Here is a 15723-nt window from a genome sequence, read left to right on the forward strand (position 1 = left end):
CGTCAAGTTTTCTTTCGAAAACTTGCTTATTAAACATGTGCGCTTTTCGCGCACGGATTCGCCTGCCTCCAAAATTGATATTTTGTTCGGCTGTCGAATTTATGGGAAGGATACAAGAATGGGAATTCGAGGAGAATTATTTACCACTCAAATTCCGGTAGAAAACCGGACATATTTTTTTAATGTGAAAGAGAATCGGCTGGGTGATGTTTTTTTGCAGATTGTCGAAAGCAAAAACACCGACGGCGCCGGTTTTGACCGCCATGCAATTGTCGTATTTCAGGATGAAATGCAAACCTTTTTGCAGGGGCTGAACGAAAGCCTTGAATTTATCGAAAAAAAGCGGAAAGAGCAGCTCAAAGAAAAACGGGAGAAAAAACAGCGGAACATTTCTGCGGAAACAGCCGGCGTAGAAAAAAAGAAAATCATCAATAAACATAACCCAAGCGCAAAACCGAAATCCGCGCGTAAGGTGCGTATCGTCAAAAAAGACGGCGCAGAATAGGTTGTTACGCATCCCGCAAACAGTATGTTGACAAGAACAGGGCTGGGAAACCTCCAAAGTTATAGCTTGCATTTAGCCTAAAATTAGTGTATAGTTCTGCAGTTTGCAATTATCAGCCTGATGTGGAATGGAGCCTGTTTCGGCGGCACAGAAAGCAACGGTGGTTATTTAATATAGTTTGGCATACTGTATATTTAAAATTTTTGAAATTTAAAGCAGTTATGTTAATGGGTGAGGTGTGCTCTCATTATATTCCAAAGGTAGCGGAAATGATTTCAAAAAGATTTATCGATTATGGTATGCGCTGTATGTCGATTGGTATCGCTGTTACTATTTTTATCCTTTCGGCACACTCAAAGCTGCCTATTCCGAAGACAGTGTCTTTCCATGGCTTAGACAAACTTTTACACGCTTGTGCTTTCGGGAGTCTTGCGTTTACTTTTTCTTATTGGTTTGCGGCTGATAAATGGCTTACAAAACCTTTCAGATATTTCGCGGTTGTTTGTCTTATTACTGCCTGTTACGGTATCTCTGATGAAATACATCAAATTTTTGTTCCAGGGCGCGATGCTTCCATATATGACTGGTTTGCCGACTGTACCGGAGCGGTTTTAGCGGTATTTGTACGTCTGAGAATGGTAAAATTCTGCATGAAAACTTAATTTTTAGGAAGAGCGTGAATGAATACCGCAATTATAGAAAAGCTTACTGCCTTTTTTGACGCTAAGTCCGAAATTATCCTTGCAATGCCTAAGGGAAGCGCTTTGCTGCATAGGCATACTATGACTGCTCTTTATTGGTATGAAGATTATTATCCCATCTATAAGCGCGGGCAAGCGTATATTCTTGAGCATGCTTTTAAACGAAATCTTGTCGGTGATGTACCATGAGTATTGATAAAAATGAGAGGTATATGAATGAAATATAAGATAGCATTAATCGGCTGTGGCCGTATTAGCTTTAAGCATATTGAAGCCTTCGTTGCGATGCAGGATAAGGTTGACTTAGTTGCTGTTTGCGATCCTTTGGTGGAGCGGGCAGAAGAGAAAAAAGCTGAATACACTAAAGCAGTGTCGAATGCAGCAGTAAGAGTCTTTGCCGACTATAAGGAAATGCTGGCAGCGTGTAAACCGGGAATTGTAACGATTGCAACCGAATCCGGTAAGCATAAAGATATTGCGGTACATTGTTTGCAGAATGGAGCGCATGTGATCTGCGAAAAACCGATGGCACTTTCTACGGCTGATGCGCAAGTGATGATTGATACGGCAAAACAGCACGGCAAAACATTGGCGGTGTGCTTTCAGAACCGCTTTAATGCACCGGTTGTAAAAGCACGCGAAGCATACGAAAAAGGGCGCTTCGGTAAAATGCTGCACGGAATGATCCAAGTGCGCTGGAATCGGAATAAAAGTTATTATGATCAAGCAAAATGGCGTGGTACTTGGGAGCAGGACGGCGGCACTTTGATGAACCAGTGTACGCACGGCATTGACCTTTTGCAGTGGATGATGGGAGAAGATGCTGTTCGTGTGCAGGCGCAAACTCGCCGATTTATCCGCCCGATTGACGCGGAGGACTTTGGCTGTGCTATTGTGGAATTTGCCTCCGGCGCTGTCGGCATAATAGAAGGAACTGCCGATGTGTATCCGAAAAATCTAAACGAAACATTGAGTTTATTCGGTTCCGAGGGGTCTGTTGTGATTGGCGGGCTTGCTGTTAATAAAATGGAAACATGGCGTTTTGCGGATGCTGAGCAGGTCGGTGATACGGAAGAGAAGGTGCTCAATCCCAATGAAAAAGACCCTCCGACGGTGTACGGCTTTGGGCATACGGCTCTTTTCAGAGATGTTATCGATGCAATCGAGCATAATCGTGAACCGCTTGTTTCGGGCGAAAAAGGCAAAAAAGCCTTAGAGATTATCTTGGCCATTTATAAATCCCAAAAAACCGGATTGCCGGTAACGCTTCCGTGTGATTTTTCAACGCTGGAAATGAAGGGGATTTTTAATTAATGAGGAGAGAAAAATAATGAATGTACCTTTTTATACGGCAACAAGAGAATATAAGAATCTAAAAGCAGAATTTGATACAGCGTTGTCTTCCGTGCTTGAAACGGGTGACTTTATTTTGGGGAAAGCAGTAGCAAACTTAGAAGAAGGGATAAAACAATACTCCGGTGCAAAATATGCGGTCGGCGTTGCTAACGGCAGTGATGCGCTGGTGATTGCTTCCGATATCCTCGGGTTTAAAGACGGTGCAGAGGTTATAACCCCTGCTTTTACATTTTTTGCGTCAACCTCCTGTATTGCCCGCTTAGGCGGTAAGCCTGTCTTTTGCGACATTGATGAAGATACCTTCTGTATGGATATGAAAGATGCGGAAAAGCGTATAACAAAAAAGACGGTTGGCATATTGCCGGTGCATTTATTCTTGCAGACGGCGGATATGGAAGCCTGCATGGCGCTTGCGAAAAAGCATAATCTTCGTGTTTTGGAAGACGCTGCAGAAGCGTTCGGTATGCAGGATATGTATAACGGCGTTTTACATCAGTCCGGAACTATCGGCGATATGGGGATTTATTCGTTTTTCCCGACAAAGACGCTCGGCGGTTACGGCGACGGCGGCATGATTGTTACGAACAACGAAGAATATTACCTAAAAGCCAAGAGTTTGCGTGTCCATGGAGCGACAAAAAAGTATCACCATGATTATATCGGCTATAACTCGCGGCTCGACAGCTTACAGGCAGCCGTTTTGAATGTTAAGCTCAAGCATATTGATGATGCGATTGCAAAACGGGCTGAACACGCTGTTCAGTATCGGACATTGTTAAAAGACGTCGGGCAGATAAAGCTTCCCGTAGTAAAAACGAAAGGAAAAGAAGTATACTATGTATTCAATATCCTTGCTGAAAACAGGGATGAGTTACAGACATATCTCACCGAAAAAGGTATAGGCACAACGGTATATTACCCCAAGTGTCTGCATGAACAGGAGTGCTTTAAGTATCTCGGCTACAAGAAAGGTGATTTCCCTGTTGCAGAAAAACTCTGTGCTTCCGTACTTGCTCTACCGATGTATCCTGAGCTGACTCAAGATGAAATTACCTATACCTGCGACGCAATAAAGGCGTTTTATAAGCGGTAGAGCGATTCTTTAAAAGAAGATACCGCACTGCTTGTATGGGGTTATTTCGGATAATCATGCGTCTATCCAAAGAAAAAGATATGATACTTTTTTATGTTTATACCTATAAAAACACTGTGTCTTTTCTGAAACTTTATAGGCATGGCTATAAAAACTTGTTTATGTATTGACTTTTTATGCTTATAACTTTAAATTTATTTCAATAATTGAGGGAATTGTGGATGTAGGCATAAAAACTGTAGTCAGACGATTGGATTATCTGCAAGAAGTGTCTCCTTTTATCGGAAAGCCTTTTATAAAGGTGTTTTCGGGGGTGCGTCGCTGCGGGAAGTCCGGTATTTTATCTTTGCTGCGTGATGAACTTATTGCACAAGGCGTCGATGCGGTGCATATTATTTTTGTCAATTTTGAAAGCTTTGCCTTTTCAACGATTAAAACCGCTGAGGATTTGTACCGGTATATTGTTGAACGAGTTCAGCCGAAACAGCGCGTTTATTTGTTGTTTGATGAAATTCAAGAAGTAGATGGCTGGGAAAAGTGCATCAATTCCTGTCTTGTAGACTTTGATGCGGATATTTATATTACCGGTTCCAATGCACGGCTGTTATCATCGGAATTGGCGACCTATCTTGCAGGCCGTTATATTGAAATTCCGATATATACGTTGTCATTTGCGGAATATTTGCAGTTTCAGGTTTATTACTTTCCGCAGCGGAACATGACGCAACGGGACGCTTTCGCCGCTTACCTACGGAAAGGCGGTTTTCCTGTTATCCATACAGCGGATTACGGAGAGCAGGAAGCATATAAGATTGTGGCAGACATTTACGCTTCGGTACTGCTTCGCGATACTATTCAACGGTTTAATATTCGTGATATTGAACTGTTGGAGCGTGTGGTAAAGTATACCTTTGACAATATCGGTAATAGCTTTTCCGGTAAAAATGTTGCCGACTATTTTAAAAATCAGAAGCGTAAACTTGATGTAAATACAATATACAATTATTTGAATGCGCTTGAAGCGGCCTTTGTTTTGTATCCTACACGTCGTTATGATATAAAAGGGAAAGAGCTGCTGAAAACACAGGAAAAGTTTTACTTGAGTGATGTGTCGCTTTTATACGCTATTTTAGGATATACCGATCAGAAAATTTCCGGTATATTGGAAAATATCGTTTTTTTGGAATTAAAGCGTAGGCGATATAATGTGTATATCGGTAAGCTCGGTACAAAAGAGGTTGATTTTATTGCAGAAAAACAGGGCACAAAGCTCTATATTCAAGTTGCCTATAAATTGGAAAGTCAGGAAACCGTCAGCCGTGAGTTTTCTCCTCTTTTGGAAATTCGCGATCAATATCCTAAATTTGTCGTAACGATGGATGAATTTTGGCAGGAGAATGTAGAGGGGGTGCGGCATTTTTACATTGCTGATTTTTTATTGAGCAAGGAATATTAAAGATTAATGGAAAAGAATTATTTTGTGCACGAATCAAGTTATGTAGATGAAGGTGCGGAAATAGGTGAGGGAACCAAAGTTTGGCATTTCACGCATATTATGAGCGGCGCTAAGGTCGGTAAAAAGTGTTCGATCGGGCAAAATGTCAATATTGGCGGAAAAGCTGTGATAGGCAACGGCGTAAAGATTCAAAATAATGTTTCGCTGTACGATGATGTTGTAATAGAAGATGATGTGTTTTGCGGTCCGTCCTGTGTGTTTACCAATGTCATAAATCCTCGTGCCTTTATTGAACGCAAACACGAATACAAACAAACTTTGATCAAAAAAGGTGCATCCATCGGTGCAAATGCTACGATTGTCTGCGGGGTAACCGTCGGCGAATATGCCTTAATTGGAGCAGGAAGTGTAGTAACAAGAGATGTGCCTCCGTATGCACTTGTTTACGGTAACCCCGCACGGGTGCATGGCACGGTGAATGAGGCGGGGGAGAAGGAGTAGAAGATGACAAAACAAAAATTGGGGTATTTTAAACAACTTATGAAAAGAATGTTTTTGAAAGCGCTTAAATATATTTTGTTTTTTATTCCCATTAAAAATGGTCAATTATTTGTTATTACTGATTCTACTATGCGGGATGAACCTTGTGGTATTACTACGAATGGACTTATGTGCATCTCCGCTTTCTTATTTTAAGTATATTCCTCTTGGCTCTATGCGTCATGACTAACGGTTTTATTTTGAATATAGAAAGTTGAATAGAGCATGATAGAAACTTGTATAATAAAAGTAGAACTGCTAATATAATAAAAATATTTATTAGTAAAACTATTTTATAGAATATATTCTATATATAAAATATGAAGTGTGTCTGTAATACTTATTTTTATATGAAAATGTTGCTATTTATCTCTAAAAAAGGATGTAGGTATGATTTTGAATTTAAAATACTGTCTAAAGCAAGCGTGTAAATTCGTATTCAAAATTGTTTTAGGATGGCTGCCCTGCCGGAATGATTTTTTATTTATAATTCCTGAAGATTCTTCTTTGCGTGAAAGTTTTAGTATAAAGAATTATACAGGGGATAACGTTTTATTTTTTTTGCACTACCTTTTGGAATGCCATGACGTCATTGATGCGCCATTTAAAAAAATATATCTTAGTATATTGAATGATGTTACTTATAAAGATTGTTGTGAACTCCAAAAACAATTAAAATATATACAATTGCTTCCGATTGTTTCACCTAAAATGCACAAACGTATTTTAAATTATATAAGATATTATTTTGCCTTTTTAAAATGTAAAATAATTATTACTCCTGATGTTATGTCACCTCTTTTAGTAAAAAAAGGATCTCAAATTGATATATGTCTGAATTATTATGCGTGCCCATTTAAATCTGATGTTGCTAAGCATAATGAAAGAACAAGAATGCAAACAAAAAAATATGTAGCTGCTTCTTCCGATTTTGCGTCTCGTATGGATATGTGTGCATCACATGTGCCGTATTTTGACTATAAAGTATTAGGATTTATCCGTCATGATAATATTGTGAATCCGCGTTTTGATAAACCAACAATAAAAAAGATGATGGGAATTGATGAGAAAATTAAAAATATTATTCTGTATACTCCTACGCATAGAGATGGTCAACTGGCAAAACAACATCAAGCTATTATTGGTTGCGATGATTATACGAAATTAAATACTTTATTAAATGTTAACTCGGCTATTTTGCTCGTTAAATCTCATGTCGGTATGTTGGATGATGTTTTAACTGGCGTGGATGGGTGTTCTAATATTATGATTTATAAACCGTCCTCATGTTATACTTTTTATGATATTTTACCTTATGCTTGTTTGTTAATAACCGACTATTCATCAATATATTTTGACTTTTTGGTTACCGGTAAGCCTGTTGTGTTTAATTTTTCTGACCGAGAAGAATATGAGAGGAACAGAGGCTTGTCTTATAATCCTGTAGAATTGTTCTGTGCAGGGAAGATTGCTTATACTGAAGAGGAATTGTATGCTGCTATTGAGAATGAATTAAACGGAAAAACGTATAAGAATGACAAGCATTATAATGATGTTAAGAATCTTTTTATTAAATATACGGACGGAAAAACAGGTGATAGGGTATATGATTTTATTTGCAAAAAAATAGCAGAATGAGTGATATATGTTAAAAAAACTATTGCAATTTTCCATCGGCTCTTTTGCTGCTGCTGCCGTATCATTCTTTACAACGCCTGTTGTTACCTATTTTATCATACCCGAGTATTTTGGTGTTGCAACTCTTTTTTCTACGGTCGCAGTTTTTCTTTTCCCTATAATTAATTTCGGAACTGATCAGGCCTTTATGCGTTTCTTTTATGAAAAGAAAGGCGACGATCGATATATATTGTTGTGGAGCTGTTTGTTCCCATGTTTTTGTATTTTTATTTTTTTATGTACAGGATTATTGATTTTTTCACATCGGGTGTCTTTGTATTTTTTTGATAAAGATATTCCGTATTTGGTCGTTTTGTTATGTATTGATTTATTCTTTAGATTAATCCAGCGTTATTCGATTTTAACGATACGAATGCAGCAAAAAGCATTGTTGTTTTCTCTCCTGAATTTTTTTCTTTCTATAACCAATACCATGACAATAATTATTTATTCGTTGTGTTTTGAAAAATCATATCTTGCAATAATATACGGAGGAATAGTTTCCAACCTGGTGGCATCGATTATCGCGATTCTTATTGAGCATAAATTTTGGTTTTCGAAATTTAGAATTACAAGTGTCGGTATAAGAGAAGTGTTGTTGTATTCGGTTCCGCTTGTTGCGGCTCATTTTTTATCCACTTTGTTTGATGGAATTGATAAATATTGTTTAAAGCAGTTTTCTACTTTTTATGAACTCGGTTTGTATAGCGTTAGTTTTAAAATTATAGCGGCTTTGCGTCTTGTACAGTCAGGGTTTTCGATGTATTGGACTCCTGCCGCTTTTGAACATTATGAAAAACATAGAGATGATACCTCTTTGTATGAAACCGTTTTTGAAAATTTATTATTGTTTCTGATAAGTGTTTCACTATTACTAATTATATTTAAAGATATTATTGTGCTTATTCTGAGCCGACAGTATTCGGCTTCTGCACATATTATGCCTTTTTTGGTGTTTTTACCTGTCATGTATACAATAACCGAAGTTTCTAATCTTGGAATATATTTTAAGAAAAAGATGATGTACGAAACATATACTTTTATTATTCTAGATGTGGTTGCGGTTGGTTTAAATTTTGTTTTTCTTGCAAAATTCGGCGCAAAAGGTGCGGCAATGGTAATTTCTATTGTATATCTTTGTTATTTTTATGTCCGTACATTTTTTTCAATAAGATTGTATCCAATGAAATTCAAGCTTGTAAAGGCAAGTATCTATTTTTTAATTTTGTGGGCTGTTGCCTTTGTTAACACCTTTGTCGATTGTAAGGTTTTTGAAATTTTATCTGCAGCTGTTGCTTTAATAATGGTCTTGATTATTGACAGAAAATTATTAAAGATGTGGATTTGGAAATGTTTAAATTATATGTATTCCAGATAGATGTGCCTATGAGTTGGTAGGTAAATTATCGGCGAATACGATTACTTACTGATTATAAAGGAGGAGGATAAATATATGATCAAATTTCAACGCTGTAATAGATGTATCATGGATAATGTATCCGATGCTAATATACGGTTTGATAGAGACGGAAATTGTAATTATTGTATCGCGGCCCTTGCAGCAAAACCATATCGGTATTTTCCAAATACAGAGGGAGAAGAAAAACTTCGGCAATTATTGACCGTTCTAAAAAATGCCGGACGAGGCAAAGAATTTGATTGTCTCATGGGCATATCAGGTGGGCTCGATTCTGCATATCTTGCATATTTGGGAGCTGTTAAATGGGGATTGCGAATCCTTGCTGTGCATGTTGATGATGGCTTTGATACCGAGTTGGCAAAAAAAAATATTAAATATTTGGTGGAAAAAGCCAATATCACACTCATTACCATTAAACCTGATCCAGAGCAGTTTTTGGATTTAAATCGAGCTTTTTTATATGCAGAAGTACCTAATTTGGCTATTCCACAAGATAATGTCTTGTTTGCTGCTTTGTATGATTTTGCTCGAAAAAAGAAAATAAAATATTTTTTATCGGGACAGAATTTTTCCTTGGAATCTATTCTACAATCTGGAAATACTCATTCGGCGTATGATCTCGTTCATATTAAGGCTATCCACAAATTATTTGGTACAAAACCGATTAATAAATTACCGTTAATCTCTTGGCAACGGCGGATGATAGATAACCGAATATTACATTTAAAGACGGTTACTCCTCTTGATTATATTGATTATAATAAAGAACGTGCTATTAAAGAATTACATGATTTTTCCGGTTTTACATACTATGAAGCAAAACATCTTGAGAATGTATTGACAAAAGTTGTTCAGCTAGTTTGGTTTAAAGAAAAATTTAAAGTTGATAAGCGTACTTCGCATTTATCAAGTTTAATTATTTCTGGACAATTGACTCGTGATGATGCCTTGAGTTTATATCAAAAACCTGCTTATGATAAAGAGCAAATGGAGAATGATATAGCTTTTGTATTGGATAAATTACAAATTTCGAGAGAAGAATTTGATAGAATTTTGCAGAGTCCGCCTAAACAGCATACTGATTATAAAACATCTTATTTCTTAGATGTTTGGACGAATCCTAGTAAATTGATCTTTTTAAGAAAGCTAAAGCGGTTTTTGCGAAGTTTATTTATCTCAAAATGAGAAATGACTATGCACATTCTTACAATTATTGGCGCTCGTCCGCAATTTATCAAAGCGGCTGTATTAAGCCGCTATATTAGGAACAATCCGCAACTTGGTGTAAAAGAGACAATCGTTCATACCGGTCAGCATTATGATCAAAATATGAGCGATATATTTTTTACTGAAATGGATATTCCTCAGCCACATTATAATTTACATATCGGTTCCGGTTCTCATGGTAAAATGACCGGTCTAATGCTCGAAAAGATTGAGGCATTACTGTTAGAACTCAAGCCTGATGCAGTGCTTGTCTATGGTGATACTAATTCTACGTTAGCTGGAGCTTTAGCTGCGAGTAAGTTGCATATTCCGGTGGCGCATGTGGAAGCTGGTTTGCGTTCCTATATGATGGTAATGCCGGAAGAACAAAACCGTAGACTTACTGATCATCTTTCAACATGGCTTTTTTGCCCGACAGATACAGCGATAGATAACCTTAAGAAGGAAGGAATTATTTCTACGGGTGGTTTACCGTCTGCGGATAATAAGACTGTGTGCAAAACGGGTGATATTATGTATGATGCCTCGCTTTATTACCGGCAAAAAAATATTCCATTACAAATACCGAGTAATTTTATCTTGTTAACCATTCATAGGGCAGAAAATACTGATGATCCGGTTCGCTTAAAAAGTATTGTAAATGCAGTTAATTCACTATCAGAAAGCAAGTTTCTTTTCCCTGTGCATCCTCGCACAAAAAAAATATTAACAGAACATGGGTTGGATTTTGGAAAACATGTTACACTTATCGACCCGGTCGGTTATTTGGAAATGCTTAAATATGAAGAAGCGTGTGTTGCCGTGCTTACGGATTCAGGCGGTGTTCAAAAAGAAGCTTTTTTCTTCCAAAAGCCTTGTATCACTATGCGTGACACTACCGAATGGGTTGAACTTGTCTCTTCCGGCTGGAATACACTCACGGGCGCTGATACTGGAAAAATCATATCAGCTATTGGGAATATTCATACTCCAGAGAATTATCCTCAGCTTTATGGTGATGGGCATACGGCAGAAAAGATTATGAAGGTTTTACTATGTCAATACTGATATATAAAAAGAATACGATAGACTATAGGAGATTTAATTATGCCAAACTTTGACGTAATCATAGAGAAAATTGAGAGTAATACCGAAGTTATTGGTGTTATCGGTTTGGGGTATGTTGGATTGCCGCTTGCCGTGTCTTTTGCAAAAAAGGATGTACAAGTCTTGGGTTTTGAGAAAAGCTCTAAAAAAGTAGAATTGGTGAATACCGGAAAAAACTATATCAGTGATATAAAAGATGAAGATTTAATCCGTGTAGTAAAAGAAACAACAAAGCTTTCTGCAACAACTGATTTTTCTCGAATTAAAGAATGCGATGCGGTCATTATCTGCGTTCCGACACCGCTTGATCATTTTAAGAAACCTGATATGAAGTTTATCGAACAATCTTGTATAGATATTGGAAAAAATATGAAAGCAGGTACTTTTATTTCGCTTGAGAGTACTACCTATCCGACAACCACCGAAGATTTTATGAAGCCAATTATCGAAAAAGAATCAGGCTTAAAAGAAGGTATAGATTTTTGGCTTTGTTTTAGTCCCGAACGGGTTGATCCGGGAAATAAAGATTATAAGACTGATAATACGCCGAAAGTAGTTGGTGCTTTAGGCGAAGATGCTCAGAAAATTGCAATTGCTCTCTACAGCAAGGCGATTCAGCATCTCTATCCTGTCTCAAGTCCCCGCGTGGCGGAAATGGTTAAAATACTTGAAAATACCTATCGGCTTATCAATATTTCACTTATCAATGAACTAGCTCTTTTAGCGGGTAAAATGGATATTAATATTTGGGAAGTGATAGACGCTGCAAAATCGAAACCCTACGGTTTTCAGGCCTTTTATCCCGGTCCCGGTATCGGCGGACACTGTATCCCGCTTGATCCGTTCTATCTTGAGCATATTGCAAAAGGCTTTAATTTCGATTTAACAATGATAAATACTGCCGGCAATATCAACAATCAGATGCCGCATAAAATGATGAATAAGATTATGTATGCGCTTAATCGCAAGCAAAAAGCAATGAATGGTGCAACAATTCTATTCCTTGGTGTCGCATATAAGCCGGATATTGATGACCCGCGTGAAAGCCCTGCCTTACTTGTTATGGAAGAATGTGCTAAAAAAAGAGCAAATGTCCTGTATCATGATCCGTATATCCCTGAATGTATTGACGATCACGGAAAAAAATGGGTCGGTACGGATTTAACTGATGTCCTATTATCTAAAGCAGATTGCGTTGTATTTACAACCAATCATTCATGTTTTGATATTGAGCATATTGTAGCAAAATCGAGCTTAGTGGTGGATTTACGCAATGCAGTAAAAAGTGTCCACATTGAAGATGGGAAGGTTTTTAAACTGTAATGAGAAGTGATGTTGACAAGCCTGTAATGATTATTGTTTCGACTCTATTTTTTAATCGTATTGGGAATCAATCTTTATTAGAGACAGTGAAACAGTATATTAAAAAATATCATATTGTATTTATTACATCTGCCTCAAAACACAATAATTATTATATGGACGTAAAAAAAGCATTGGATATATTTGGTACAGATATAACTTTTCTCCATGTTTATCAGATACTACCTGCTGTAATAAAATTTCTGCTCGTACCATTTGTTAAAAAACAAAAGAATAAACAAGCGTCTGGAAATTTTGTCAACACTACTTATGGTAAATTGAATATACTTTCTTCAAATCTTGCAGCAGTATTCTTATATCGGAAATTACTTTATGCAATTAAAAAATTCAATCCTTCGGTTATTTGTGCTTATGAAGTTTTTGCAGTGAAACCTGTTTTAAAAGTAAAAAGGAGGTGTAAGCAAAAGAATATTAAATATTTAGCAAAATTCCAAGGAACAGTATTAGGGTTCGATTATCACAAAGTTAGTGATTCTGTTATTTACAAGCGTTATAGTACTGATATTGAAGCATTTAAATTATGTAATCAATTTGATTTGTGTTCGATTACCAATGATGGGACAAATGGTGATAAAGTTTTAGCCTATTTTGGGGTTGATAGAGATAAAATTTTGTATGAACCAAATGGTATTTCGCACTACATTCAAGATATTAAACCGAATATCCGTATAGATAATACATTTGATAGTGTTGAGACGATTAATCTTTTTACACTGTCACGTCTTATTGGATGGAAACGGATATATCTATCCATCGAAGTAATGCATAAGCTAGTTAATATTTTAAAATGTCATCGTTATGCTTTGCATATTTATGGTCATGGTTCCGACTCTGAAATTAAAGCTTTGCAGGGTTTGATAGAAAAATATCGATTGTCCGCCTATGTACATCTTTATGGAGCTGTTGAGCATGATGACTTGATTGATGTATATAATCAAAATCATATCATGGTGTCGCTCTATAAATATACAAATGTTACTAATCCGGTATTTGAAGCGTTGTATCTTAATAAGCCTGTAATAACCCTTCATGATGATAATCTTGACGCTATTTTGAAAAATATAGAGACAGATCGGATATTCCTTTTTAATGATGATGGAGAGGCTTGTATTACGGATACCATATCTACTTTTTTGCATACACAGCATTTTCAATTTTTGAGAGAAAATAATAACGTTTCTGATGTTTTTGATTGGAAAGCAAGAATTGATAATGAATTAACTAAAATACAGGAATAAGTCTTTTTATGATATTCTATCTACAGTTTTTATTTATTATCACAATATTATATTTAGCTGCAACCACTAATAGAATGCTGGATCTTGTTGGATGGTATATCCTGGGAATTTTTATTATCTTTTTGGCTTGTTTTCGTTATAATATTGGTACTGATTATCTTAATTATTTATCTATTTATTCGAGTCTGCAGGACGGATATTCCAATTATAATATAGAGATTGGGTATAAGTATATCAATCTCTTATTTGTTCATTTAAAATTACCTTATGCGTTTAGTGTTTTCTTTTTTGCCTTTTTTACAAATGTATTTATGTTGTTTTTTATAAAGAAACATAGTATAGATCCAATGCTTTCTCTCGTTTTGTATATACTATTGAATTATTATTTCATAACCTATAATGTCGTTCGTCAAATTATGGCGATTTCTATTTTTTTATTAGGCGTAGATTACATTTTTCAGAAGAAGTATTTAAAGTTTATAGCAATAACATTATTTGCTTCTTTGTTTCACTATACAATGCTGCTAGGGCTTATATATCCGTTTTTGAAGAACATTAAACTAAGATCGCTTATATGTATTTGGGGCATTTTACTGCCATTTATTATTTTCCCTGTTCAGACAGTGATTATGAAGGTAGTACCGAATTCTTTTTATTATGCACACTATTTTGATTCGCAGTTTTTTATGAAATCTTCTCAACTTTCTATGCTTAAACTGATACTGCCTAATATTCTTGTAATCGTTTCCTTTATTTATTCAAAATACTTTAATGGACAGTATGAGAGATTCTGGCTAAAACTATTTGTCTTTTCAATTAGTATAGCAAATCTAGCTAATGGAACTAATGTTTTGATGCGATTGAACTATGGATTTCAAATTAGTGAAATTATTTTTTATCCTCTCTTTATATCAAAAATTGCAAAATCGGAAAAGAAATGTATTTGCATTTTATTGGTTGCCTATGCTATGCTTTTTTATATTGGTACAGTTGTCATCCGGGGTGCTCATGGTGTTATACCGTATCAATTGTTATTCTGATATATGGAAATAGTATATGAACGAAATTTTATTATCAATTATTATTCCGGCATATAATAGCGGGCGTTTTTTGCCTGCAACGCTGTCAATGCTTGTACAGCAAGGTCTTGATGATTGTGAAGTTATTATCATAAATGACGGTTCTATTGATTCCACTGAATCTATTTGTCGTGATTTCTCAAACCGTTGTTCAGAAATACGTTTCGTTTCACAAGAAAATCAAGGGGTTTCTGCTGCGCGAAATAGGGGTATAGAAGAATCACATGGTCGTTATTTATATTTTTTTGATTCTGATGACAGTCTTACTGATGGTAGCTTAGATTTTTTTCGTAGTATCTTGAGTCGACATGATGATAATACAACGCCAGAGCTCTTTGTGTTCAGTTATGAACTGCATAGACTTGATGGAGTTGTCAAGCATCTTTTTTCCAATAAACTGCATAAAACAAAAATATATGACGATACAATTAAAAAATATTTTTTTGCAAAGAAAATACCATGGCACATCTGTAGTTGTGTTTTTGATAGAAACTTTATCGTAGATAATAATATTCTCTTTCCCAATGGCATTAAAATTGGAGAGGATATTGTCTTTATGATACAAGCAATTACTGCCGCAAAGTGTTTGTATTATCATAATCGCTTGTGCTTTATCTATCAAATACGGGCTGACTCTGTGATGCAGGGCTATAAAAGTTATAGTATGGATAGAATGAAGTCATTTGAAATTGTACGGGATGCTATTTTAAAAAATTCCACAGCTTATGCTACGGTTAAAAAAGAAGTAAATTTTTTTATTGCAAATTTATATCTAGCTAATTTAGTTGCGTATATCAAAGCTGATGTTAAAGATAGAAAGATAAATAGTATTTTCATGCAAAATAAATGTTTTTTGTATAAAAGATTGTCGGGAAGATTTATCAATTATGGAGCGCTCTGTATTGCTCGATGCATTCCGCTTCGAATAGTTTTTGCAATTTTGAAATATTCTGTGTAGAGTA

The 15723-nt window shown here is 36.0% G+C and carries 16 protein-coding genes; all 16 read left to right on the forward strand.

Annotation, left to right across the window (positions count from 1 at the left end):
• The first annotated feature begins 118 nt into the window (after window positions 1-118).
• The 16 genes from GWP43_RS02775 to GWP43_RS02850 all read left to right on the forward strand — a co-directional run bounded on the left by GWP43_RS02775 (window position 119) and on the right by GWP43_RS02850 (window position 15719).
• Window positions 119-505 carry a PUR family DNA/RNA-binding protein gene (locus GWP43_RS02775; RefSeq protein ID WP_162662534.1) on the forward strand — a complete coding sequence of 129 codons (387 nt, stop codon included), beginning with the start codon at window positions 119-121 and terminating at the stop codon, window positions 503-505.
• Window positions 506-708: 203 nt separating this feature from the next.
• Window positions 709-1167 carry a VanZ family protein gene (locus GWP43_RS02780; RefSeq protein ID WP_230977976.1) on the forward strand — a complete coding sequence of 153 codons (459 nt, stop codon included), beginning with the start codon at window positions 709-711 and terminating at the stop codon, window positions 1165-1167.
• 18 nt (window positions 1168-1185) lie between these two features.
• Window positions 1186-1395, forward strand: a complete 210-nt coding sequence (locus GWP43_RS02785) for a hypothetical protein (RefSeq protein WP_162662536.1) — start codon at window positions 1186-1188, stop codon at window positions 1393-1395.
• Between the two features lie 27 nt (window positions 1396-1422).
• Entirely contained in the window at window positions 1423-2520 is a 1098-nt protein-coding gene (locus tag GWP43_RS02790) for a Gfo/Idh/MocA family protein (protein WP_162662538.1), read from the forward strand.
• A gap of 16 nt (window positions 2521-2536) precedes the next feature.
• Window positions 2537-3655, forward strand: a complete 1119-nt coding sequence (locus GWP43_RS02795; RefSeq protein WP_162662540.1) for a DegT/DnrJ/EryC1/StrS family aminotransferase — start codon at window positions 2537-2539, stop codon at window positions 3653-3655.
• 217 nt (window positions 3656-3872) lie between these two features.
• Window positions 3873-5111: an ATP-binding protein gene (locus GWP43_RS02800; RefSeq protein ID WP_162662542.1), complete on the forward strand. Its 1239-nt coding sequence runs from the start codon at window positions 3873-3875 to the stop codon at window positions 5109-5111.
• Window positions 5112-5117: 6 nt separating this feature from the next.
• Window positions 5118-5612 carry an acyltransferase gene (locus tag GWP43_RS15360; protein WP_162662544.1) on the forward strand — a complete coding sequence of 165 codons (495 nt, stop codon included), beginning with the start codon at window positions 5118-5120 and terminating at the stop codon, window positions 5610-5612.
• Window positions 5613-5615: 3 nt separating this feature from the next.
• Window positions 5616-5807 (forward strand): hypothetical protein, encoded by a 192-nt coding sequence (locus GWP43_RS02810; RefSeq protein ID WP_162662546.1) that lies wholly within the window; start codon window positions 5616-5618, stop codon window positions 5805-5807.
• A gap of 234 nt (window positions 5808-6041) precedes the next feature.
• Window positions 6042-7289, forward strand: a complete 1248-nt coding sequence (locus tag GWP43_RS02815; RefSeq protein ID WP_162662548.1) for a CDP-glycerol glycerophosphotransferase family protein — start codon at window positions 6042-6044, stop codon at window positions 7287-7289.
• A 7-nt stretch (window positions 7290-7296) separates the two neighbouring features.
• Complete coding sequence (locus GWP43_RS02820) at window positions 7297-8706, forward strand: lipopolysaccharide biosynthesis protein (RefSeq protein WP_162662550.1); 1410 nt, start codon at window positions 7297-7299, stop codon at window positions 8704-8706.
• A 75-nt stretch (window positions 8707-8781) separates the two neighbouring features.
• Window positions 8782-9933 carry an N-acetyl sugar amidotransferase gene (locus tag GWP43_RS02825; RefSeq protein ID WP_162662552.1) on the forward strand — a complete coding sequence of 384 codons (1152 nt, stop codon included), beginning with the start codon at window positions 8782-8784 and terminating at the stop codon, window positions 9931-9933.
• 9 nt (window positions 9934-9942) lie between these two features.
• Entirely contained in the window at window positions 9943-11022 is a 1080-nt protein-coding gene (gene wecB / locus GWP43_RS02830) for a non-hydrolyzing UDP-N-acetylglucosamine 2-epimerase (RefSeq protein ID WP_162662554.1), read from the forward strand.
• A 39-nt stretch (window positions 11023-11061) separates the two neighbouring features.
• Window positions 11062-12384: a nucleotide sugar dehydrogenase gene (locus GWP43_RS02835; protein ID WP_162662556.1), complete on the forward strand. Its 1323-nt coding sequence runs from the start codon at window positions 11062-11064 to the stop codon at window positions 12382-12384.
• A complete protein-coding gene (locus tag GWP43_RS02840; RefSeq protein WP_162662558.1) occupies window positions 12384-13682 on the forward strand; it encodes a glycosyltransferase in 1299 nt (432 codons plus the stop codon). The genes GWP43_RS02835 and GWP43_RS02840 overlap by 1 nt, the downstream gene beginning before the upstream one ends.
• 8 nt (window positions 13683-13690) lie before the next feature.
• Entirely contained in the window at window positions 13691-14722 is a 1032-nt protein-coding gene (locus GWP43_RS02845) for an EpsG family protein (protein WP_162662560.1), read from the forward strand.
• Between the two features lie 16 nt (window positions 14723-14738).
• Entirely contained in the window at window positions 14739-15719 is a 981-nt protein-coding gene (locus tag GWP43_RS02850; protein ID WP_162662562.1) for a glycosyltransferase family 2 protein, read from the forward strand.
• Window positions 15720-15723 lie beyond the last annotated feature (4 nt).

Source organism: Treponema vincentii (genome assembly GCF_010365865.1).
GTDB lineage: Bacteria > Spirochaetota > Spirochaetia > Treponematales > Treponemataceae > Treponema.

What these genes read in the sequence shown, in the direction of transcription:
- GWP43_RS02815 (WP_162662548.1), top strand. Translation starts at nt 6,042, where the DNA reads ATGATTTTGAATTTAAAATACTGTCTAAAGCAAGCGTGTAAATTCGTA.
- GWP43_RS02790 (WP_162662538.1), top strand. Translation starts at nt 1,423, where the DNA reads ATGAAATATAAGATAGCATTAATCGGCTGTGGCCGTATTAGCTTTAAG.
- wecB (WP_162662554.1), top strand. Translation starts at nt 9,943, where the DNA reads ATGCACATTCTTACAATTATTGGCGCTCGTCCGCAATTTATCAAAGCG.
- GWP43_RS02820 (WP_162662550.1), top strand. Translation starts at nt 7,297, where the DNA reads ATGTTAAAAAAACTATTGCAATTTTCCATCGGCTCTTTTGCTGCTGCT.
- GWP43_RS02785 (WP_162662536.1), top strand. Translation starts at nt 1,186, where the DNA reads ATGAATACCGCAATTATAGAAAAGCTTACTGCCTTTTTTGACGCTAAG.
- GWP43_RS02810 (WP_162662546.1), top strand. Translation starts at nt 5,616, where the DNA reads ATGACAAAACAAAAATTGGGGTATTTTAAACAACTTATGAAAAGAATG.
- GWP43_RS15360 (WP_162662544.1), top strand. Translation starts at nt 5,118, where the DNA reads ATGGAAAAGAATTATTTTGTGCACGAATCAAGTTATGTAGATGAAGGT.
- GWP43_RS02850 (WP_162662562.1), top strand. Translation starts at nt 14,739, where the DNA reads ATGAACGAAATTTTATTATCAATTATTATTCCGGCATATAATAGCGGG.
- GWP43_RS02845 (WP_162662560.1), top strand. Translation starts at nt 13,691, where the DNA reads ATGATATTCTATCTACAGTTTTTATTTATTATCACAATATTATATTTA.
- GWP43_RS02795 (WP_162662540.1), top strand. Translation starts at nt 2,537, where the DNA reads ATGAATGTACCTTTTTATACGGCAACAAGAGAATATAAGAATCTAAAA.
- GWP43_RS02840 (WP_162662558.1), top strand. Translation starts at nt 12,384, where the DNA reads ATGAGAAGTGATGTTGACAAGCCTGTAATGATTATTGTTTCGACTCTA.
- GWP43_RS02775 (WP_162662534.1), top strand. Translation starts at nt 119, where the DNA reads ATGGGAATTCGAGGAGAATTATTTACCACTCAAATTCCGGTAGAAAAC.
- GWP43_RS02825 (WP_162662552.1), top strand. Translation starts at nt 8,782, where the DNA reads ATGATCAAATTTCAACGCTGTAATAGATGTATCATGGATAATGTATCC.
- GWP43_RS02835 (WP_162662556.1), top strand. Translation starts at nt 11,062, where the DNA reads ATGCCAAACTTTGACGTAATCATAGAGAAAATTGAGAGTAATACCGAA.